The sequence below is a fragment of the [Pseudopropionibacterium] massiliense genome (genome assembly GCF_900607225.1).
GTDB classification, from domain to species: Bacteria; Actinomycetota; Actinomycetes; order Propionibacteriales; family Propionibacteriaceae; genus Arachnia; species Arachnia massiliensis.
In genome coordinates this window covers 3,338,992-3,359,109 of the sequence record NZ_LR027842.1, presented here as the reverse complement: position 1 = coordinate 3,359,109, position 20,118 = coordinate 3,338,992, and the positions used below count along the sequence as shown (strand labels likewise).

Genomic DNA, 20,118 nt, shown 5'->3' with positions numbered 1-20,118 from the left:
GCGGAGCGGGGAACCCGGTTTCGACGCGGACCGTTCTTTGTCCGGTGTGGTGGGATGGATGCATGACGACTCAAGTTGATTTCTGGTTCGACCCGACGTGCCCGTGGGCGTGGATGACCTCCCGCTGGATCCTGGAGGTCGAGAAGGTCCGCGACGTGAAGGTCACCTTCCACACCATGAGCCTCTACATCCTCAACGAGGGACGCGACCTCGACCCCGGATACCGGGAGCGCATCGACGCCACCCTCGTCGCCTCGCGTGCGGCAGCCGCGGTCCAGAAACTCCACGGCCACGACGCCCTGCGCGACTTCTACACCGCACTCGGCACCCGCTTCCACCCGGGTGGCGAACCGGTCGCCGTCGAGACCGTTGCCGCGGCCCTCGCCGACTGCGGCCTGGAGGCCGACATCGCCGAACGCGTCACCACCGACGAGTTCGACACCGACCTGCGCGCCTACCAGAAGGTGGCCCAGGACCTGGTCGGACCGGACGTCGGCACCCCGGTCATCCGCGTCAACGGCATGGCGTTGTTCGGGCCCGTCATCTCGCCCGCCCCGAAGGGCGAGGCCGCGGGTGAGCTGTTCGACGGTTTCGTGAAGGTCACCGCCTACCCGGGATTCTTCGAGCTGAAACGCTCCCGCGACGTCGGTCCGATCTTCGACTGAGAAAGCAGCGACGCCGGTTGCCCACGGGTCGTGACGTGATGTCGCAGCCCATGGGCAACCGGCGTCGTCCGGGAAAGGGTCAGCCGCGGATCTGGCTTGCCATCTGGGAGTCGGTCTCGCGCATGGCGTTCGCCATGGAACGCAGACCGTTGGCGATCCCGTCGAGGGACGAGATGGTGTTGCTGGCCGAGGTCGTGAAATTCTGGTACATCTCGTTGAACGCGCCAGAGGCCTGATCGGTCACGAAACCATTGGACACCAAGTTGTCGATGCGGGTTTTCAGGGCACTCAGCTTCTGGGTGATCTCTTCCTTACCGCTGACCAGCGCAGAGGCCTCGCTCTCCATCGCTTCGTAGGAGACATTGAGATTTGCTGCCATGAGTCGTTCTTCCTTTCTTTCGTGGGGATGTTGCTACAGGGTTGGCGGCGGTTCCCCACCGTGCCACCGCCAAGTCTTGTGTCAGGCGTTCTCGCCGAGCTGAATGAGCTGAGGCAGGAGGTCGCCGACGAGGAACGAGGTCAGCGGCCAGAACGCGGTGGGCAGGTCACCGATATCGGTGCCGGTGAAGTAGAGACACACGTCCCGTTCAACGCCGTTCACCGGACGGGTGCCCGCCAAGGCGCCCCGGAGAAACAACCTGTTCTCCCCGTCCTCGAACGAGGACACCACCCGTGACGCCTGAAAAACCCGGATGCCGAGCGCATCCACCGTCTCGTCGGCACGTTTGATGACATTGTCTCCCGGGGTGTCGTCGACGAGCAGGCTGGGCAGCGTCGCTGCCTCGCCGGCGCCAGGTGAGGCGAACACCGCGACCAGTAGCGGCGTGGTGTCGGGAAGCAGCAGGGCGCAGCACGCCACCGCGGGCTCGGGGATGCCGAATGCCGTCATCTCCAGGAGCGCGGCTGCCGTGGCCTCGGGATCCGTGACGATACCGGTCCGCATGAGATCGGGGAGCACATCGTTCAGCCACGCCGGTGCCTGCTCCTGCGGCATGTTGGGCGGCAGCGGCACCACCACGGGTGTCGGTTCACTCATCGGGCTTCTCCTCCTCGGTGGACTCCTCCGCGTCATCCTCGTCAACCCAGCTCAGGGCGGTCACCCAGGCGTCGAAGAACTCCTCCACCCCGTCGAGGGCCGTGGAGGCCTCCTCGGCCAGCATGCAGCTGACGGATGCCTCGATCGCCATCCAGCGGTCCAGGTCGGAGGGGTCGCCGATGATGTACTGGATACGCCGCGACAGCCGGGTGGTCTCGGCGGCCGCCGCCAGCAGCTCGTCGCGGGTGGTCAACTCGAGGATGTCATCGGGAACCTCGGCGAGCGAATCGAGCAGGGCCTTCCCCGGATCCTCCGGCATCCGGATCTTCAAACCCATCATGTTCCTGGGCTCGATCGTCGAGAACTCCCCGTCCGATTCCGCGGCCAGCGCGACGAGTACCTCCATGGGATCGGAGTCCGTCGCTTTCATGTCGAAGGAGCGGGTCACGATCATGGGCCGTACCGGGGAGAGCCGGGGATCCTCGGCAGGCAGGTAGGCCGCCCAGGCTCCCCGGCTCGCGATCTCCTCGAGCTGGGTCGTCATCCGGCTGGTGACCCAGCCGGAGACGCGGACACGCGTCACCTCGTCATCAATGTCCGCGAACATCCGGTCGGTCAACTGTTTGACCGATGAACGATCCAGCGGATCCAGTCGCACCTGGGCCCAGTCATCCGGGAGCAGGTAGTTGTATGTCACCATGTGATCACCTCAGTTTTCACGACCAGCCGGTCAGGCGTGCTGCGGTTTCTTCGACTTGAACAGACCCACGATCGTGGACTTGCCCCACTCGAACGCCTTGTTCTTGACTTCTCCGAGCGCTTCTTTCGTTTTGTTGTACACCGTCTTGCCGACATATTCAGGGGCTTTCTTGGCAATGGTGGGCAGCTTCTCGGAGAGAGCCTTCATCGCTTTGGGGAAAACTTTCTTTCCCTTCAGGAGCTGATCCGTATAGGCCCCTGCCTTGCCTCCCACTTTACTCGCGACGCTCTCGATCTTCGCGTCGATCTTCGCGTTGACCTTTGTGCTCACGTATTTGCCCAGGGCGGTGCCGCCCACCGCGGTGATGGCTGCTGAGATGTTCTCCCCGGTCGGATTCTGGATGGCCGACACGACGCTCTTGCCGGCGGTGACGTAGGTCTTCACCGTCTGGACGAACTTGGCCGCCTTGGACACTGTGTTGGCGACCCGCGCCAGTGTCGTCAATGCCTTGACGACGCCGGCTGCCAGGTTCAGTCCCGGCACGAAGGCCAATACGAAGCAGACGATGTCCAGCACCATACAGATCTCGTCGATGTGCTCCCAGATCCACTTGCCGATCTCGACGACTATGTTGATGACCTTCGAGACGAAGTCCTTCAACTTGTCGAAGAAGGAATCATCCAGCCCGGCGTTGTCGCTGGCCGTGACGAGTTTCGAGCACGCGTCCTTGTTGGCCTCCTGGACCCGGCGGGCGGCGTCCTGGATGATCTTGACCTCTTTCTGGTAGTCACCATCCGCCGCCTTGTACTGATCCGCCGCCTTGCTTGCGTTGTCCACGGCGGTTTTCTGGGCGTTCTTGTCGAAGGTCCGGGCCGCTTGGCGTGCATTCTCGTAGTTCTGCCTGGCGGCTTCCTTGCGTTGTTTCGCCCCCTGGGCGCGTTGCGCGGCTGCCCGTGCCTTGCGTTGCTCCTCGTCCAGAATCCCTGCGAACTCCTGCAGCGCGCGAGCCATTCCCTGATACCGCATGCCCGCGGCCCGCAACTGCTTGGTGGCGACGAGACCCTTCTCGCCGATTGCCTTGAAGGCATCCGAGGTGATCTCGTCACTGCTGTTGACCAGCTTGTCGACGGCGTGACTCGCGTCGATCAGCTGGTTGCCGGCGGTCGTCATGCGCTTGGCGCCATCCTGGATCTCAGCGGGTTCACCATCCAGGTTGTTGCCGACACCGGCGAATGAAACGTCACAGCCCAGACCCATCTGAGCCCTCCCCTCGGAATTGATCATCATCAAGCAGGACGTTGGCCGCCTCCTGCCGTTCCGTGCGGTGGTCGAATCCTGCCGCCTCCTGTGCCGCTACCGAGACATCGGAGGACGAGGTACTTCCCGAGCTGCCCGACCCCATGCTGCCCATGCCGCCCATCATCATCGGCGCACCCATCATGGCGCTGCGGTTCTCGGGTTTGCTGTCGAGGCTGGGCAGCGTGCCGGGCGTCGCGGAAGACGTGGTTGCCGCCGACTCGGTGGGGGTCAGGCTGGGCAGTTCGGGCGGCGTGCCCGTGCTGCTGCTGGTCGCAGTGCCCGGGTCGCCGGAACCCAGATCGGGGAGAGGGTCCGGGGAAGACATCCCACCGCCGATGTCGTCGCTGCCGGTGAGCGGTGGCAGATCGGGCACGCCGCTACCCGTCGACCCGGAGGAGCCGCTGCTCGGATCCTCCAGACTGCCGAGTGACTGATCGGCCTCGAGGTCGGGGATCTCGGGCGAGGTGCCCGGGTCGCTGCCCGGTGGCGACGCGGGGTCGCCGCCCTGGGGGAGCCCGTCCTGGGCCGGTGTCGGGGATTCGGTGTCCAGCGACGGAAAAGCGGGAACGTTGTCGGTGCCGGAGACGCCCGGGTCCCGGGGTGAACCATCGGGTCCCAGCTCGGGGAAGTCCCCGGTGTTTCCTCGATCATCCGGGGAGGTCCCGGGACCGATTCCGCCGGAGCTCCCGGGCTGTCCGAGCATCGGTCCGGTTCCCTTGGCGCCGCCGGCGGCCACGCCGAGGGACGCCAGGGCGCCTGCGCCGAGCAGACCACCCATGACGCTGAGCACCGTACCCACCGGCTGCCCGGTGAGGTCGGCCCAGCGCTGGGCGAAGTCGTTGATCAGCTGACCCAGCTGGCGGTTTCGTTCAGGATCGGTGCCGATGGACCCCGCAGCACCCGGCGATAGCAGGCCCAGTGCGCCGTCGGACGCTCCGGTTCCCGAATCGGCCCCTTCCAGCGGGGGAATCTCGGGGTTGGCGTCGGCCGGCGAGGAGGCATCTCCGGAACCCTCGGTACCCGGGGCCAGCGGGGAACCCGAACCATCAGCGGTGTCGCCGCCCAGCGGGGGAATGTCCACGCCGCCGCCACCGCCGGTGAAGCCGCCGCCACCGCCGGAATCGCCGCCGATCGGGGGAATGTCCACGCCGCCGCCACCGCCGGTGGAGCCACCACCACCGCCACCGGTGAAGCCGCCACCACCGCCGGAGCCGCCGATCGGGGGAACGTCCACGCCGCCGCCACCGCCGCCGCCGGTGGAGCCACCACCGCCGCCGCCACCGCCGGTGAAGCCGTCCACCTGACCGCCGCCACCACCGCCGGAGCCGGAGCCGCCACTTCCACCGCCGTCCGCCTGACCGCCCCCGGAGCCGCCGCTTCCACCGCCTTGGTTGCCGGAGTTGTTCTCCTGGCCCTGCGCCTTGTCGGCTCCTTCCTTGAAGCCCTCAGCCGCCTTCTTGTCGAGCCGTTCGAATTCCTTGTCGCAGTCCTCCACCAGCTGGGAGAGCTTGCCGAGGCCCTCGGACATCTTCTTGCGGCGGATTCCCCACTCGCTCTCCTGATCCTCGACCTCTTTCGCCAATGGACCAGCAGGTCCTACGGCTGTCGCCAGCTTTCCCGCGAAATTCTCCGAGTTGTCCAAGTAGTTCTTGGCATCCTTCGCGCCCTGACCAGCCTCCTTAACCAGCTGATTCTTGATAACTAGCCGATCCGACATCTACTCCCCTTTCGACTTCTAGGGTGCCCGAAAACTTTCGGGCCAGCAATGGGTTCAACTCACCATCGTGACGACCAGCCGAGCCGGGCTAGTCGAAGGCCGGCACCTGGACCTTGACGACGTTGCCGGCGCTCACCCAGAAACCGCGGCCCGGCGGGAAATCAGCGGCCCGGGATCGGGGCAGGGCGGCTTTCAGGATGTCGCCGTCCGTGGTTTCGGGTTGCAGCAACATACCCTGGCGGGCTCCCTTGAGCTCCGGGATGCTGGAGTTGAAACCCGAGAACGAGGCGGTCTCCCCGGCCCCCGCCATCAGGTGCCCGTTGCGGCGCGCCAGTTTCAGCGCCTCCGCCAACGTCGCGTCCGCGAGGGAACCGGCCAGCTCCGAGAACTGCTCCACGAACACCGCGACCCGCGGCCTTCCCGGCTCGGCCTCGGTGGTGAGGTAGGGCTTCAACTGGTTGTTGATGTAGTCCTGCACCCGGTCGGGTCCCGTGATCGCCGCCGTCCACAGCGGCAGCTTGGCGAGCGGTGAGGGCCGGGCCGTCAACAGAATCCTCGGCACCTGCGGGTGGGCGTTCGCCATCGACTGCGCGAGCCACCGTACCAGCGAGGACACCCCGGACTTCGGCGGCCCGGCCAGCAGGTACACCCCCTGCGGTTCGAAACCGATCGGTCCGAGACTCTGATCCTCCAGACCCAGCGTCGGGAGACCACCCACCGTGACCGGGAGCTCGGCGGCCGACACCTGCGCAGGCAGCCGCTTCACCGGCTCGGGACGGGTGCGCTGGAACTGCGCGATGCTCTGGGCCAGCAGCTCGATCTCCCGGGCCTGGGCCGGCGGCGACGGGTCGCTGCCGAGCACCGCCAGCTGCATCTCGTTGCCGTTGCGGCTGTTCATGCAGCGTCCCGGGGGACTGGCATTGTTCAGCACGTCCTTCGGCACGCTGAGGGTCAGGTACTGATCCGTGTCACTCATCCGCAACACGATCCGTTCCTGGAAGGAACCCTGCATGGCCGAAGGAATCGCGGCCCCACGATCCGCGGTGACCGCCACGTGGATCCCGACGCCGCGCCCCTCCGTCAGCAACCTGTGGAACTGGGAGTAGGTCTTCGCCCGCTGCAACCCCGAGTCGTACTCGGTGCGGAAGCTCTGGAAACCGTCGAGCAGGATCAGGATACGCGGCTCATCCTGTTTGCCCGGCTGCTGCCGGTACTTGCTGAGGACGTCGGCCGCCACTGCGTTGAAAGCCGTTGCCCGCTCGTCCAGTTTCTTGGTCAGCATCTCCATCAGCCGAGCCACCCGTTCGTCGTCGTCGCCCGAGATGATGGCGCCCACGTTCGGCAGCGTCTCGAGCATGTTGAGACCACCACCCGCGAAATCCAGGCCATAGATGTGAACGGGACCGGAGCGCGGTGTGATGGAGGCCGCGATCGCCAGCGACCGCAGAGCCGTGGTCTTGCCCGACCCGCTGGCCCCGTAGTAGACGATGTTCCCGGTCTCGTCCGGGTGGAAGGCGTCCGGGTACTGGCTCTGGTTGTCCGGGTCGTCCACGACACCCAGCATGAGGGTGGAATCGCGCTGCTGTTTCAGCGTCAGAAGATCGTAGGACTCGCTGAGCGTGTCCAGCCAGGGTCTGCGGGGGGTCGGGATTCGTCCCAGCGTCGAGGCCTGTGACACCGTGCGCACCACCCGCTCGATGTCCTTCTCCACCTGGTCGCCGGAGGTCGAGGCGCGGGGAATCTTCCACCGCGTCACCGTCCCGAAGTCCAGCTCGTCGACGTCGATGGGAGGAGCGGGGGGCTCCGCCGGGGTACGGGCACCCGGGAACGCCGACTGGAATGGGATCAGCCGTCCCGGCCCCATCTTCGCGACCCCCCTGCCCGGGTTCGCGGGGTCGATGGAGGCCGCGACGGGGCTGCCCAGCACGTCGGTGGAGTCGTGTTCGTCGTTCATGCGCAGCGCCACGCGGAGGTTCGTGTTCGCCCGCAGATTGTCCTTGATCACACCGGCTGGACGCTGCGTCGCCAATACCAGGTGCAGTCCGAGCGAACGACCACGCTGTGCCACGTCCACCACGCCGTCGATGAACTCCGGCACCTCACCGACCAGGGCCGCGAACTCGTCGACGATGATGATCAGGCTCGGCGGGCACTCCGGGTCACCGCGTTTCTCGAACTCGATGAGGTCCTTGACGCCCTTGGCGTTGAACAGGTGCTCGCGGTAGCGGATCTCCGCCCTCAGGCTCCGCAGCGCACGCCGCACCAGATAGGACGACAGGTCGGTCACGATCCCGACGCAGTGCGGCAGCTCCACGCACTTGGCGAAGGCCGCGCCGCCCTTGTAGTCGACGAACAGGAAGGTCACCCGGTCCGGGCTGTGGGCGTGGGCCATACCCAGCACCCAGGCCTGGAGGAACTCGGACTTGCCGGCTCCCGTGGTGCCACCCACCAAGGCGTGCGGCCCCTGGGTGCGCAGGTCGATGGTGAACGGTTCCAGACCGGCGTGCCCGACGATGGCACGCAGATCCCCGGCGCGTTCCCGGGGCACGGCAGGGGCCGACCGGTTCACGTAGGAGCCGTTGTCCCGCCACCGCGACAGCACCTGCTCGGGATCGTCCACCGACGACCCCAACAGGCCGACCACGGACACCATGCGTGGCAGGTCGGACTCGTCCTCGACCGGCGAGGAGGCGTCCACCAGCGGCGACATGGTCCTGGCCAGTGCATGGGCCGTCTCCAGGTCGACGGCCTCGGTCGAGACGGACGCGAACACCCGCTCGGAACGCACCATGCCGATGAGCGCCTCCCCGTTGGGCTGCAACTCCACGAAGGTCCGGCAAGCGGCCGGGAACTGGTGACGGCCACCGGCCACCCACACCACGTACACCCCGACGTCGGGACCGCGCTCGGCCAAGTGCGCGACCCGGGCGAGGTCGACGGCGGCCTCGTGCACCAGCACGATCACGGCGGGCACCACCGGGGCGGGGGTGCTCTCACCGGATTTCAGCGGGCCCCGCAGCGCTGGTTCGTCACCGTCGGCGCGCAGGTCGATGAGGTCCTCGAGCTGGTCCAGCAAAGCCCTGCCGCTCGGCCCGTCGCCTGCCAGGCACGGCCCTTCGATCGGCCGGTGCGACGACGAGGTGTGCGGCAACCATTCGAGCCAGCTCCAGTGCGGTTTGTTGTCGGTCGAGGTGAGGCACGTCAACACCACCTCGGCGGGGGAGTGCAGCGCAGCCACCTGGAAGATCAGGCCGCGCGCGATCTCGATCAGGTTCGCGCTGCTGCCTGCGATCCCCAGACCACCCACCGACCTCAGGTCGGCGACGATCGGCGCCTCGTGGATCAACCGGTACTTCTCGCGAAGTTGGGTCTGTTGGCGCTGCAACGCCACGAGTCCGCGACGCTGCGAGGCCTTGAACTGGTGCAGGGCCCGGACCGAACCGATACCCAACCGCACCTGCAGGAACTCGGGATGCTCGGGCTGCCTGCACCACAGCGCCCCGTTCCGGTTCATCGCCGCATCCACGCACTCCGCGGTGGAGGGATACAGCCGGCGCAGCTGCCGGAGCTCCAGCTCCTGGGCCTCGGCCATGTCATGTTCCGCCAGTTTCATGCCCTCATGGAAATTGGCCAGGTCCGTTTTCTGTTTGCGCTTGTTCTCGACCCGGGTGGCGAAGTAGGTGCCCATCATCAGGATGGGGCTCATGGCGACGAACAACAGGGTCATGGGGGATCTCGTGAAGAAGTACATCGACACCCCCATCACGAGCGGGGCGACGAGCGCCAGCAACGGGAATCGTGTGCGGGCGGGCGGTTCGGGAACGTCCGGTAGTTCCAGTTCCGTGGCCACGGGCCGGGCCAGCACCCGAGGGGGACGCATGTAGGCCACCTCGACGCTGGCACCGCCGCGCGCACCCGCCATGGCGTCGATGCGCAGCTGGGTCTCGCCGAGCACCGCGATGTCACCGGCCCCCAGCGTGGCCCGGTTGATCCGTTGGTTGCCGACCAGCACCCCGTTGGCGGAGTTGTCGTCGATGATGTCGACGGTGGTGCCCACCAGAACCCGGGCGTGTAGTTTCGAAACCTTCGGGTCGCTCAGCCGGACATCGGCGCTGGGGGAACGCCCAATCCTCGAGGCCCCGATGCGCAGCGGCACCTCGAGCCCCGTGTCCGGGCCGCTCAACACCCGCAGCACTGCGCCGACCGTTTCGCTACCCGCGTGGTTCTCGGGTTCGGGGACCACCCGGATCATGCTTCCGGAATGCACCCCGGACTCGGCCACCGCGGCATCGGGGGACAGCACCGCGACGTGCCCCAGGGGGTCCTGGACCTGCAGGGTCGGGCGCGGCCCCGAGGTTTCGAGGGGCTCGGACAATCCCTCGCTGAGAATGGCGGTGGCCACATCGGTCGCGGTCGCGGTGGCGTCGGCGGTGATGAGCACGTTGTGGAAGGAATCCCCCCGGCTGAGAGTGACCCGGAGCTGCATCAGTCCTCCATCATCTTGCGGTTCTGCGCTGCCTCGATGTCCAGTACGGGCAGGTGTTCGGCGGTCACGAGGCGGGATGACACCGCCCAGTCCACGAGGTTGGCGCGACGACTGCTGGCCAAGGAACCCACCCCGCCGTGCAGCCCCTTCACCCCGGCCTTGTCGAGCTTGTCGCACACGTTGTCGAGTTTCCGGTTGAAGCGGGTCTGGGTCCACCCCAGGCGCGCCGCCGCCTCACCGGCCGACGGGATCTGCCAGCTTCCCACCCCGGCCCGGCTCAGTACGGGCTCCGCGAGAGCCAGGATCGCCAGCAGCTGCGAATGGGTGAAGCGGGTTTCCCCCATGGTGGTGTCCCCCAGGTTCTCCTCCGGCAGCACCACCATCTGGAACACCGAGGAGGTCAGCGACACCTCGATCTCGTAGCCGACCTGCCCGGCATTGAAGGTCAGCAGCATCGACTCGAACACCAGCGGCAGGCCTGCACCGGGTGGAAGCGTGCTGGTGGTGAAGCAGTTGATGTCCGACAGACGGGCCGGGATACGGCTGCCCACGTTGTGCACCCACCACAACTGTCCGTCGTGGCGGATGGACAGGAACTGGCGGTGCAGGTACGGGTTGTCCTCGATGGCCAGATCACCGGTGCGCCCGATGACGAACTCCTGCCCCGGCTCCACCTGGTACACCTCGCCGGCGAAGTCGATCTGCAGAGTGTTCATGCAGCACACCCTTTGACCGGTTCGGAGCTTCGACCGTTCCTGCGGGTCAACGCCACCTCCAGGCACGTGTCACCCGGAAGTTTCGACACGGTGACGGTGGTTTCGCTGGTTGCCTCGTAGGCGGTTCCGTTGCGGGGATCCAGCAGCGTGTAGCGGAACTGATCCCCCGGTTCGGGAGCGGGGTTGGTCCACGTGAACGTCGCCTTGTCGCCGTCGATGCGTCCCGTCAGGTCCGTGACCTTGGGAACCACGACGAGGGGATCCACCGGGCGGCCGCTGCGGCTCGTGGTGGCGGTGACATCCGGGGTGGTGGCTCCCTGCCCCTGATTGAGCATGAACACCAGGACCGCCCCGACGAGCACGACCAACGCGACAGCCACGGACGTGATCAGTTTCCAGGGGGGACGTCGACCGACGGGGGTTCCGGGAGCCGGGGATGTGGGACCGGGCACATCGACGGGTTCCTGCGGCAGCTGCTCCGGAGGTTTGCCCGTGAAGGTGAAGTCCCGAAGACCGGGAGTGGCCACACCGCGGCCGTGTTGCAGCACGGCCGCCGGGATGGCAGGTGTCGAACCGTACCCGCCACCGGTGGAGTCCCGTCCCTCCAGCGTCGTCGAATTGGAGGTGGGGCCGGTGGCGCTGCTGGTCCGATCCACCTGGTCGGGGTCGATCAACTGGAACCCCGAGATCCGGGTCCCCTCGTCGAGCAGCTCCTCCTCGTCGTACTGGGCCTGCCCGGGTTCGGTGAACACGTCAATGGATGTGACGGGCTGGTTGATCACACCCTGGACGCTCTGCAGCGCCCGTGCGAATTCGATGGCGGTCTGGAAGCGTGCGTGCGCATCCTTGGCCATGCCCACCGCAAGCACCCGTTCCAGTTCCTCGGGCACATCGGGACGCAGGGTCCGGGGCGCCTGCATGGTCCTGATCCGCGCCTCCAGGTGCAGCCGGTCGTTCGACTCACCCGGGAGGTACATGGGGCTGTGACCCACCAGCAGCGCCCAGACCGTCGCCGACAGGGAGTAGACGTCGCTCCACGGGCCAATACTTCCCGCCGAGCTTCCGAACTGCTCCGGCGGCGCCCACAGGGGGCTCATCGCCAGCTGTACCGACGCCCCCTGATCCAAGGAGATCGAGATGCCGAAGTCGGTCAGGGCGGGCCGGGCGAAGGCCGTGAACATGATGTTGGAGGGCTTGATGTCGCGGTGGAGGATTCCCAGCCGGTGGGCGGTCTCGACCGCGCCTGCGATCTGGATTCCCAGCTCCATCGCCTTCGCGGGGCCGTAGGGTCTGCGGGAACTGGTGTCTCCCAGGTGCTGAGGCGCGCACATCTCCATCACCAGGAAGGGACGGCCGTCGTCGGCCACACCCATCTGGAAGACGCTGACGATGTTGGGGTGGCTGCTGAGTTTGGCCATGAGGCTGGCCTCGGTGCGGAAGGCCTGACGTGCCCTGTCGGTGCTTCCGCCGCGATGCAGGACCTTGATGGCCACCTCGCGATCGAGGCTGTGATCGTGGTACCGGAAGACGTCAGCGAAACCGCCGCCGCCCAGCCAGTCGATCAGCGTGAATCCGGGAATTTCCGGGGCGGTTTTGCGTGGTGGCATGTCAGGGAATCCGATCCAGGTTGATGAACACCCCGTGTCCCAGGTCTATTACGTCTCCGGGGACCAGGAGGGTGTCGTTCTCCGGTAGGCGGACGGGCGGGTTGCCGTGGCGTCGCAGATAGGAGCCGTTGCTGGACCCCAGGTCACGAACCAGCACCGACCAGCCCTCCAGGATGAAGGCGATGTGGTTGCTGGAGATGTGCCGGTGGGGTAGGGCTATCAAACGTGGTGGCTCCGGCGACGAGAAAGCCGTGCTCCTGGGGTTGCGTCCCGCAACCACGGGGCCGCGCAGCGGCACCGTCTCGCCCCCGGTGATGCGAAGCCACCCCAATTGCGGTCGTTCCACCAACTGGGGTTGGCCGCTGACGGGAGCCCCGCACTCGTAGCACTGGACCCGCTGCGGGGGATTGGGGTGTCCGGCGGCGCAGAAGGAGGCCAGTACCTGCGGGCCGCGGGTCTCAGGAAACGAGGCGATCGGGATCTCGTCGTTTGCGGCAACGGTCAATCCGTCGCGCAACTCGCCGGCCGTGGTGCTGTTGCCGGGCCGCGCATCCGGCTCGTCCGGTTTCGCCGCGATGTTCTCCCCGCCGCTCGTTCCGGGATCCGACACCTCCGCCGAGTCGTCCCACAGGTGGGCATAGGGACCGTCGGGGACGATCGACTCCGGATCGACGGACACAACCAGGGTGGTCTGTCCCCTGGAATCCCGAGGGTTTCCCGGATCGGACAGCTTCCTCTTCGGAACCGTGATCATTACGCCCGCATCCCCGGCGTCCTGGTGGGGCTCGGGTTCCTGCGCGGGCTCGGGCTCGGGTTCCTGCGCGGGCTCGGGTTCGGGTTCCTGTACGGGTTCGGGCTCGGGTTCCTGCACGGGTTCGGGTTCCTGCGCGGGCTCGGGCTCGGGCTCCTTGGGTCGGTCATCCTGGTGGCCCTGGTCGTCCTTCGGGATCGTGGCCGGGACGTGATCGACCAGGGTCTCTGCTTTCTGCTCATCTTTCTGCTCATCCGGGGACCTCACCTCGGCCGCCACCTCCACCGGGGCCGTCAGTGTCGGCGGGAACGGTGAGTCGTCCCCCCAGGACCACAGCACGCGGCCGGCGTCGACGATTCCACCCGTGAGCGGCAGGTTCCTGTCGTGGCTGCCGGATGCCTGGAGTTCCACCGCGACGGCTCCCGCCACCAGTTTCTCCTCCCACGTGGTGATGTTCTCGCCGTTGAGCCTGACATCCTGATCGCCGGTACGCACCGAAACGAACCATGCCCCACGAACGGCCACGTGAATTCCGTGTTCGGCCAGGATTGCCACGGCGAAGGGTGGAATGTTCAACAATCCCGCGCCCGTGGCCTCCATCAGGGCCTGCAGGAAGGTTGCGAGCCTCGCCTCGTGCCGCACGGTCGTCCAGAGTTTCTCGGCCTGTTCGTCACTGATCCCGCTGTCCAACAGCGCCACGCCCTGTTCCCAGGCCAGCAGTTTGCAGGCTCCGGGGGCCCATCGTTTGGTCATGGGACCAGTTCCTCCTCCTGAGCGGTCTCGGTCTCGTCATCGCGCACCGTGGCCTCGTTGATTCTCATGGCCGCCCCGGACACCGGGGCGACGTCGTCGGCGACCACGACCACCGCTGTTGCATTGTCCTGTCCCCCGGCTGCGTTGGCGGCATCGACCAGGGCCTCGGCCTTTCTCTGGGGGTTGCCCTCCCCCAGCAGGATCGCCGTCATCAACTGCTGTGTCAGGCCGATGTAGAGCCCGTCGGAACAGATCAGCAGCTGGTCCTGCGGCAGGGCGGGAATCAGCCACTGGTCGGGTTGCAGCGGCTGCGTCAATCCGCCCCCCAACGCGCGGGTGATGACGTTGCGGCTGATGTTACCGGGTCCTTCGTGACGCACGGAATGGTCGGCGGTGATCTGGCTCAGCAGCCCGCGGCGCAGCAGATACACCCGGGAATCACCGATGTTGAACACCAGCCAGCAGGGATGACCGGACTGGATACTGAGCCCGACCCCCGCGATGGTGCTGCCCGGGGGGCGCCCTTTGCCGGGGAGCCTCCGGATCGCCGCAGCCGCCCTGCTGATTCTGCCGATGACCCCCTCGGAGGTGGCCCACATCAGGTCATTCCGGGGCCGGAACGTCTCCACGGCCGTTTGGGAAGCGTCCTGACCGTTGGAATGTCCACCCATGCCGTCCGCGACGATGAAATATGGGGCGGCCGCCAGGAACGAATCCTCGTTGCGCGCTCGCACCTGCCCCCGGTCGGAGCAGCCCCCGTGACGTACCGTGAACCTCGGCTGATCCATGCCGGTTCTCGCTTTGTCGGTCATCATGACACCACCTGGAAGGATCGACCGCCGAAATGCACCGTCGCCTGGTCGGGAATATCGATCACCTGCTGCGGGGGGATCCGCACTTTCGTCCCGTTCAGTTCAAGGACGATCCCGTTGCGGGCGCCGACGTCCATGACCTTCACCCTTCCCTCCTCGGGAATGACCACGACGTGCGTCTTCGACATCTGCATCGACGGATCCGGTAGGTCGACCAACCGGGCGGTCGGGAAACCGTCGGGTGTGATGGGGTTGCGTCCGAGAACCACGGCGGTCTCCAGCAGCAGGGGTGTTCCGTCGTCGAGACGGATCGTGGTTCCGGTCGGGGCGGCGAGGTTCGCATCCAGTTCGGTCTCATCCACGGGTGGAACCGGTGGCGCCGTGTTTGGCGCCTGTGGGGAAGGGATGGGCGACGGTGTCGCAGGGGCCGCCTGGGGGGTGGGGAAATCCGGCAGGCTCCTGAGGACGCCGGGCTGCCCGGCAGGGCCGCCTGGGGTGGGGCGAAGGGCGCAGCGGCGAACGCCGCGGGGCGGACCGGGTTGCTGAGGGCCCGGCGGGGCAGCGGGCGGGGAGTACAGCGGGGTGGAGGTCATCCCGGGCATGGTCACCTGCTGAACACGTGCCGGAGGAGCCGGGGGGACCAGCGCAGCCGGGTCGAAGACGTCGCGGATTCGTTTCGGATGTATCGCCACCAGCCCGAGCCAGCGATCCACCAGCGACTGCCCGTTCCGATAGGTGGCCGCCAACAGGATCCCCATGACCCCGAGGGTCACGTAGAACAGCAGGGCCGTGAGCAGCCGCCCCAGGAAGGCCTTGCCGCCGGCACGCTGACCGGTTGCCACCGATCGGTACTCGAATCCCAGCATCAGCGCGGGAATGGTGCGCGACTGGAACAGCAGGACCACCCCGTTGACCAGCAGCCACACGCCGAAGGCAACGGAGCAGAGCACCACCCACACGGCGTCGATCTTCACGTGGAACCTGCTGGCCCACAGCTGGAGTCCGATCGCGCCCCCCGCCAGGAGGACTTCCGGCAGGGCCAGGAGCAAACGAGCCGAAGCGCGTCGGATGGTGGTCACCGTGGCCCCCGTGAATTTCTCGGGGATCTGCTGCTTACTGGCCATCAGGTTTCTCCTCGGGTGTGATGCTGGACTCCACCTTCGTCCGGCGCAGCGAACGCAGCGACAGCGCCACCAGCACCCGGCGATACCACGGAAGGTCCTTGACCAGCTGGTGCGTGATGCCGTCGGCCACCCGCCAGGCCGCCTCGGCCACCGGGGCCTCGGGCGGGACGGGTCCGTACACGGCCGTGCTGATCCGCTCCGCCGTCTCGGCGAGGGCGATCGTGGGATGGAGGCGCTGCAACTCGGCGGCAGTCTCGCGACGGGTCCTGCTCTGCGCGGGCTGGAATCCGAGATCCCGCGCCCGGTCCACGATCTCGTCCCAGGCCCCCACCAGGCGATCCTGGGCCGCGGCGGCGTTGCGACGACGCCCGGTCCTGCGGATCTTCAACCCCAGCACCACCAGGAACGGGGACGAAATCACCCCGACTCCCCCCACCACACCGAGTGCCGCGAAAACCAGCCCCCAGTCGATGTTCCAGTTGTCGTCGCCATCCCGGTCGTCGGCCTCCCGGTCCGGGATCACCGGTTCCTCCGGGACCTTCTCCGGCGGGTTCGGTGGCGGATCGATCTGCGGTTTGGGTTTGGGCTTGGGTCTGGGAACCTCGGTGTTGGGTTGCTTGTCCCGGTCGGGGGTGGGGTTGAAACTCACCCACCCGACATCGGCGAAGTTGGCCTCCACCCAGACGTGCGCCTGGGTGCCCTTGACCTCCCACACGTCTCCCGGGTTCTCCTCGGGGTAGAAACCGAGCACCACCCGCGTGGGAATTCCCAGCTGATTCGCCATGATGGCCATCGCGGTGGCGTACTGCTCGTCATCACCCACCAGGATCGGGCTCTGGAACATCGTGGACAGGCGTTCCGTCGTGTGTCCGGGACGGGAGCGGTTGCTGTCCTTGGAGCCGTCCGAGTAGTAGCCGTCGGTCCTGAGCCTGGTCTCGATGGCCACCATCTGTTCGAAGGCGGTGGATTTGCCGGCGGCGTAGTCGACCGCCAGCGACGACATGATCTCGGGGACCCGTTCCAGTTTCGCCAGTGGGGCATTCCCCGGGACGGTGGCGCCCAGCTCCGCCCGTTGCTCCTCGGTGGGTTCCGTGGTCGTGGAGGACTCCAACCGGTAGGTGTCCCCCGATTCCGTTCCGGCCGTCGCGAGAACCTGCTGCGCGCTCTGGTTGAAGTAGGTGCCGTCGGCCATCAGATCGGCCCGATTCCCGGAGAACTCCAGCCAGCGCGGTGAGCCGGCCAGCGGCACCCAGATCCCGTTGTACTCGCCGACCGAGACCTGCAGGGTCGTGTTGGCCTCGATGTCCTGGGTGATGCTGCGACCCGTGCGCAGGTAGTGGTTGGCGTCCTGGGACACGTTGAACACGTTGCCGTCGTAGGTGTCCATGACCGCCAGCCGCAACCGGCTCCCAGCGGGCATGCCGGTGACCGTGAACAGGGTCGTGTCCTTCTGCTCCACCTCGTAGCGGCGGTAGCTCATCAGGGGAGAGGGATAGTTGCGCAGGTTCAACGGGGGAGCGATGTGGTCGCGCAGCACATCGCGGTGAGCGTTGCCCCCGGTGATTCCCGTGGCCATGACCGTCGCCGAGACCCCGACCCCGAGCAGTGCCGCCGCCGCCACCGCCCGCCGGAGGGTCTGGGACGACTCGGCCTGGTTGTTCACCAGGATGTCGGCGTTGTCGGCGCGCTGGGTCATCGTCTGATGAACCCACACCCACACCAGCATGCCCGCGCCGAGAGCGGCCCCGAGCCACGTCGCGGTCGGTGCGGTGCGCACCCCCATGGCAATGCTCACGATCAACAGCACCAGGGATGGCAGCAGCGGCCAGAACACGGCGCGGGTGCGGGCCGCCAGCGTCGCGGCGACCACACCTCCCAGCAGCCCCAGCAGCCACGGCACCACGGCGGGGCCGGTGAAGTCGTCGGCCGGGGTGGCCACCGTCAACAGGTCACGCCAGCTCTGGACGCTGAGCAGCACCAGACGACGAACGGTCTCCAGGGTCGGGACGAACCCGGCGATGGTGGTGCGTGGCAGGGCGAACGCGCCGCCGAACAACAGATAGGTGACCAGCGTCGCCAGGACGGTCAACAGCAGCGACAGCCTGAACCGGGCTGCCAGGAGGCCGACCAGCACACCGAGGGTGATCCCGGCCATTCCGGGCAGGAAACCGGGCCAGCCTCCGAAAGCCGGTTGGAGCGCCACCACCGACGGGATCAGCAGCAGCCAGACGCCGGCGCACCGCAGTCCGGAGCCCTTCACGACAGGCCTCGCATCACCAGGGGCAGCTGGTCGAGCAGCGGCAGGTCCAGAACCGTCAGGTCACCGAGCTGCCGGCGTGCCATCTCCAGGTCCGAGCTGACGCGCAGCGCGAACGTCATGACCTGGGGTGGCAGCACCAGCTGTGCGGCACGCAGCTGCGCGGGGTCGGTGCCACCGGTGACGAAAGCCGCCACCGACGCCCCCGGGGTGTCGTGTCCCGCCCGGAGCGCCACCTGGCTGAGGTCGGGACCCTTGTCGATCTGCGTCACCCGGCACAGTTCGTCGAGCGCACCCATCGCGTTCGGGAAGGCCACCGGCCCCTCGAAGGTGTACAGGCTGACCTGTCGTTCCTCCCGCAACGCCGCGACGGCCAGTGACGCGGTCACGCTGACCGCGGTCTCGAAGTCGTCCTCGCTCGCGTAATCGCTGCGCAGGGTGGACAGCATCAGCAGGAGATGGGCGCGCATCGTCTCCTCGAACTGACGCACCATGAGACGTCCCGTGCGGGCCGTGGTGCGCCAGTGCACGGCCCTCCGGTCGTCGCCGGGGACGTAGTCGCGCAGGGCGTGGAAGCTGACATCGGAGCTTGACAGGTTCGCGGTCGTGATGCCCTCCACATCCTTGAGAAAACCGACGGCCGCCAGTTCCAGCGGCACCATCCGGGGATGGACGAACAGTTCCATCGGGTCGCTGAACACCTTCGTGCGGCGGATCAGACCCACCGGATCGGCCTGCACCGCACGTACCGGGCCGACGGGGATGACGCCCCGGCGTCGGGTCGGGATGCTGAACAGCTCCTCGTGTTCGTCGTTCTCACCCAACGACGCCACCCGGAATCGCGCCACCGCCCTGCCCACCGGTAGTTCGATGGTGGCGGCGGGCGTGCCGCCGGGACGTCCGCGCAGCAGCACCCGGCCCAGGCCGGGGTCCCCGGCGGGGACCCGCGGCTGGTGCAGCTCCAGCAGCACGTCGTGGGAGGGGCGGCGCAGCGTCAGCAGCACCGCGACGACGAACAGCACCAGCGCCAGGAAAGCGAGCCCGCGGAACTCCAACCAGCCGTGCGACCACCCGATGATCGCGGAAACCCCGCCGATGACCAGCGTCGCCCAGCCCAGTGGCGTGACCATGGCGACGAACCCGATGCCGCGGACACGCTGCCGCAGCGTCAGGACCTGCTCGCCCAACGCCTCGAGGAATCTCACGATCCGCTCTGTGCCCGGTTCGCGGGGGCGGCCACGGAGTTCAGCACCCGGGCGATCACCCGGGATGCGGTGGAACCGGCGAACTCGGCGGTGGGTGCCATGATGATCCGGTGCGTCCACACCGGGGCGGCGAGATCCTTCACGTCGTCGGGCATGACGAAATTGCGGCCGTGGGCCGCCGCCCAGACGCGGACGGCACGCACCATGGCGATCGCGCCCCGGGTGGACACGCCGATCGCGGTGTCCTTGTCCTGACGGGTGGCCTCGGCCAGGTCCTGGACGTAGTCGACGATGGTGGGGTCGATGTAGTTCTCCTTGACCAGGTCGCTCATCTCGCTGACGGCCTGCTGGGAGATCACCGCCGTCAATGACTTCGACCGGTCCGGCTGGGACGCGCCCAGCAGGATCTGCGACGCGGCGGCACGGTCGGGGTAGCCGACGCTGGTCTTCATCAGGAAACGGTCCAGCTGGGCCTCCGGCAGTTTGTAGGTGCCGGCCTGTTCGATGGGGTTCTGGGTGGCGATCACCATGAAGGGACGACCGGCAGGGTGACGTACCCCGTCGACGGTGACCATGGCCTCCTCCATCACCTCGAGCAGCGCGGACTGGGTTTTCGGTGAGGCGCGGTTGATCTCGTCGGCCAGGACGATGCTGGCGAAGACGGGTCCCTTGTGGAACTCCCACTGACGCGTCGACTGGTCGTACATGGTGACGCCGGTGATGTCGGAGGGCAGCAGGTCGGGGGTGAACTGGATGCGGTTGTGGCTGCCCTGGACAGTGGCGGCGATGGCGCGCGCGAGGGCGGTCTTGCCCGTCCCGGGGGAGTCCTCCAGCAGGAGGTGCCCCTCGGCCAGCAAGCAGGTCAGGGCCAGCCTGATCACGGATGCCTTGCCCAGCAGCGCCTGCCCCACGTTGTCGGTGAGTTTGGCGAAGGTGTCCGCGAACCAGGCGGCGTGCTCGGGGGTTACTGTCATGACTGCTCCTTCTCGC

At 67.2% G+C, this 20,118-nt stretch carries 15 protein-coding genes; 1 reads left to right on the top strand and 14 read right to left on the bottom strand.

Annotated elements, in window-relative coordinates; translation table 11 throughout:
• Window positions 1-62: 62 nt before the first annotated feature.
• The gene (locus E0E39_RS14990; RefSeq protein ID WP_130875479.1) at window positions 63-665 is read left to right on the top strand and encodes a DsbA family protein; all 603 of its coding nucleotides are present in this window, start codon (window positions 63-65) and stop codon (window positions 663-665) included.
• A 79-nt stretch (window positions 666-744) separates the two neighbouring features.
• Here the strand turns inward: E0E39_RS14990 and E0E39_RS14985 are convergent, their stop codons facing one another.
• The 14 genes from E0E39_RS14985 to E0E39_RS14910 form a co-directional block, all read right to left on the bottom strand.
• Window positions 745-1,044 (bottom strand): WXG100 family type VII secretion target, encoded by a 300-nt coding sequence (locus E0E39_RS14985; RefSeq protein ID WP_130875478.1) that lies wholly within the window; start codon window positions 1,042-1,044, stop codon window positions 745-747.
• Window positions 1,045-1,125: 81 nt separating this feature from the next.
• Window positions 1,126-1,701 (bottom strand): hypothetical protein, encoded by a 576-nt coding sequence (locus tag E0E39_RS14980; protein ID WP_130875477.1) that lies wholly within the window; start codon window positions 1,699-1,701, stop codon window positions 1,126-1,128.
• Entirely contained in the window at window positions 1,694-2,401 is a 708-nt protein-coding gene (locus tag E0E39_RS14975; RefSeq protein ID WP_130875476.1) for a hypothetical protein, read from the bottom strand. The genes E0E39_RS14980 and E0E39_RS14975 overlap by 8 nt, the downstream gene beginning before the upstream one ends.
• A 30-nt stretch (window positions 2,402-2,431) precedes the next feature.
• A complete protein-coding gene (locus E0E39_RS14970) occupies window positions 2,432-3,658 on the bottom strand; it encodes a hypothetical protein (protein ID WP_130875475.1) in 1,227 nt (408 codons plus the stop codon).
• On the bottom strand, window positions 3,642-5,417 hold the full coding sequence (locus E0E39_RS14965) for a hypothetical protein (RefSeq protein WP_207302520.1): 1,776 nt from the start codon (window positions 5,415-5,417) through the stop codon (window positions 3,642-3,644). Before E0E39_RS14965 ends, E0E39_RS14970 begins: the two co-directional genes overlap by 17 nt.
• Before the next feature lie 88 nt (window positions 5,418-5,505).
• On the bottom strand, window positions 5,506-9,903 hold the full coding sequence (locus E0E39_RS14955; protein WP_130875473.1) for a type VII secretion EssC family protein: 4,398 nt from the start codon (window positions 9,901-9,903) through the stop codon (window positions 5,506-5,508).
• Window positions 9,903-10,619, bottom strand: coding sequence for an FHA domain-containing protein (locus E0E39_RS14950; protein WP_130875472.1), 717 nt, complete (start codon window positions 10,617-10,619; stop codon window positions 9,903-9,905). Before E0E39_RS14950 ends, E0E39_RS14955 begins: the two co-directional genes overlap by 1 nt.
• A complete protein-coding gene (locus E0E39_RS14945; RefSeq protein WP_130875471.1) occupies window positions 10,616-12,226 on the bottom strand; it encodes a serine/threonine-protein kinase in 1,611 nt (536 codons plus the stop codon). Before E0E39_RS14945 ends, E0E39_RS14950 begins: the two co-directional genes overlap by 4 nt.
• A 1-nt stretch (window position 12,227) precedes the next feature.
• On the bottom strand, window positions 12,228-13,730 hold the full coding sequence (locus E0E39_RS15915; RefSeq protein WP_165444831.1) for an FHA domain-containing protein: 1,503 nt from the start codon (window positions 13,728-13,730) through the stop codon (window positions 12,228-12,230).
• The gene (locus E0E39_RS14930) at window positions 13,727-14,545 is read right to left on the bottom strand and encodes a PP2C family protein-serine/threonine phosphatase (RefSeq protein WP_130875469.1); all 819 of its coding nucleotides are present in this window, start codon (window positions 14,543-14,545) and stop codon (window positions 13,727-13,729) included. The genes E0E39_RS15915 and E0E39_RS14930 overlap by 4 nt, the downstream gene beginning before the upstream one ends.
• Window positions 14,542-15,666 (bottom strand): FHA domain-containing protein, encoded by a 1,125-nt coding sequence (locus tag E0E39_RS14925; protein ID WP_130875468.1) that lies wholly within the window; start codon window positions 15,664-15,666, stop codon window positions 14,542-14,544. The genes E0E39_RS14930 and E0E39_RS14925 overlap by 4 nt, the downstream gene beginning before the upstream one ends.
• The gene (locus E0E39_RS14920; RefSeq protein ID WP_130875467.1) at window positions 15,656-17,926 is read right to left on the bottom strand and encodes a transglutaminase TgpA family protein; all 2,271 of its coding nucleotides are present in this window, start codon (window positions 17,924-17,926) and stop codon (window positions 15,656-15,658) included. Before E0E39_RS14920 ends, E0E39_RS14925 begins: the two co-directional genes overlap by 11 nt.
• Window positions 17,923-19,128: a DUF58 domain-containing protein gene (locus E0E39_RS14915; protein ID WP_130875466.1), complete on the bottom strand. Its 1,206-nt coding sequence runs from the start codon at window positions 19,126-19,128 to the stop codon at window positions 17,923-17,925. Before E0E39_RS14915 ends, E0E39_RS14920 begins: the two co-directional genes overlap by 4 nt.
• Complete coding sequence (locus tag E0E39_RS14910) at window positions 19,125-20,102, bottom strand: AAA family ATPase (RefSeq protein ID WP_130875465.1); 978 nt, start codon at window positions 20,100-20,102, stop codon at window positions 19,125-19,127. The genes E0E39_RS14915 and E0E39_RS14910 overlap by 4 nt, the downstream gene beginning before the upstream one ends.
• Between the last annotated feature and the right edge of the window lie 16 nt (window positions 20,103-20,118).

Excerpts from the sequence above, each read along its gene's own strand:
- E0E39_RS14990 (WP_130875479.1), top strand. The coding sequence starts at position 63 with ATGACGACTCAAGTTGATTTCTGGTTCGACCCGACGTGCCCGTGGGCG.
- E0E39_RS14985 (WP_130875478.1), bottom strand. The coding sequence starts at position 1,044 with ATGGCAGCAAATCTCAATGTCTCCTACGAAGCGATGGAGAGCGAGGCC.
- E0E39_RS14980 (WP_130875477.1), bottom strand. The coding sequence starts at position 1,701 with ATGAGTGAACCGACACCCGTGGTGGTGCCGCTGCCGCCCAACATGCCG.
- E0E39_RS14975 (WP_130875476.1), bottom strand. The coding sequence starts at position 2,401 with ATGGTGACATACAACTACCTGCTCCCGGATGACTGGGCCCAGGTGCGA.
- E0E39_RS14970 (WP_130875475.1), bottom strand. The coding sequence starts at position 3,658 with ATGGGTCTGGGCTGTGACGTTTCATTCGCCGGTGTCGGCAACAACCTG.
- E0E39_RS14965 (WP_207302520.1), bottom strand. The coding sequence starts at position 5,417 with ATGTCGGATCGGCTAGTTATCAAGAATCAGCTGGTTAAGGAGGCTGGT.
- E0E39_RS14955 (WP_130875473.1), bottom strand. The coding sequence starts at position 9,903 with ATGCAGCTCCGGGTCACTCTCAGCCGGGGGGATTCCTTCCACAACGTG.
- E0E39_RS14950 (WP_130875472.1), bottom strand. The coding sequence starts at position 10,619 with ATGAACACTCTGCAGATCGACTTCGCCGGCGAGGTGTACCAGGTGGAG.
- E0E39_RS14945 (WP_130875471.1), bottom strand. The coding sequence starts at position 12,226 with ATGCCACCACGCAAAACCGCCCCGGAAATTCCCGGATTCACGCTGATC.
- E0E39_RS15915 (WP_165444831.1), bottom strand. The coding sequence starts at position 13,730 with ATGACCAAACGATGGGCCCCCGGAGCCTGCAAACTGCTGGCCTGGGAA.
- E0E39_RS14930 (WP_130875469.1), bottom strand. The coding sequence starts at position 14,545 with ATGATGACCGACAAAGCGAGAACCGGCATGGATCAGCCGAGGTTCACG.
- E0E39_RS14925 (WP_130875468.1), bottom strand. The coding sequence starts at position 15,666 with ATGGCCAGTAAGCAGCAGATCCCCGAGAAATTCACGGGGGCCACGGTG.
- E0E39_RS14910 (WP_130875465.1), bottom strand. The coding sequence starts at position 20,102 with ATGACAGTAACCCCCGAGCACGCCGCCTGGTTCGCGGACACCTTCGCC.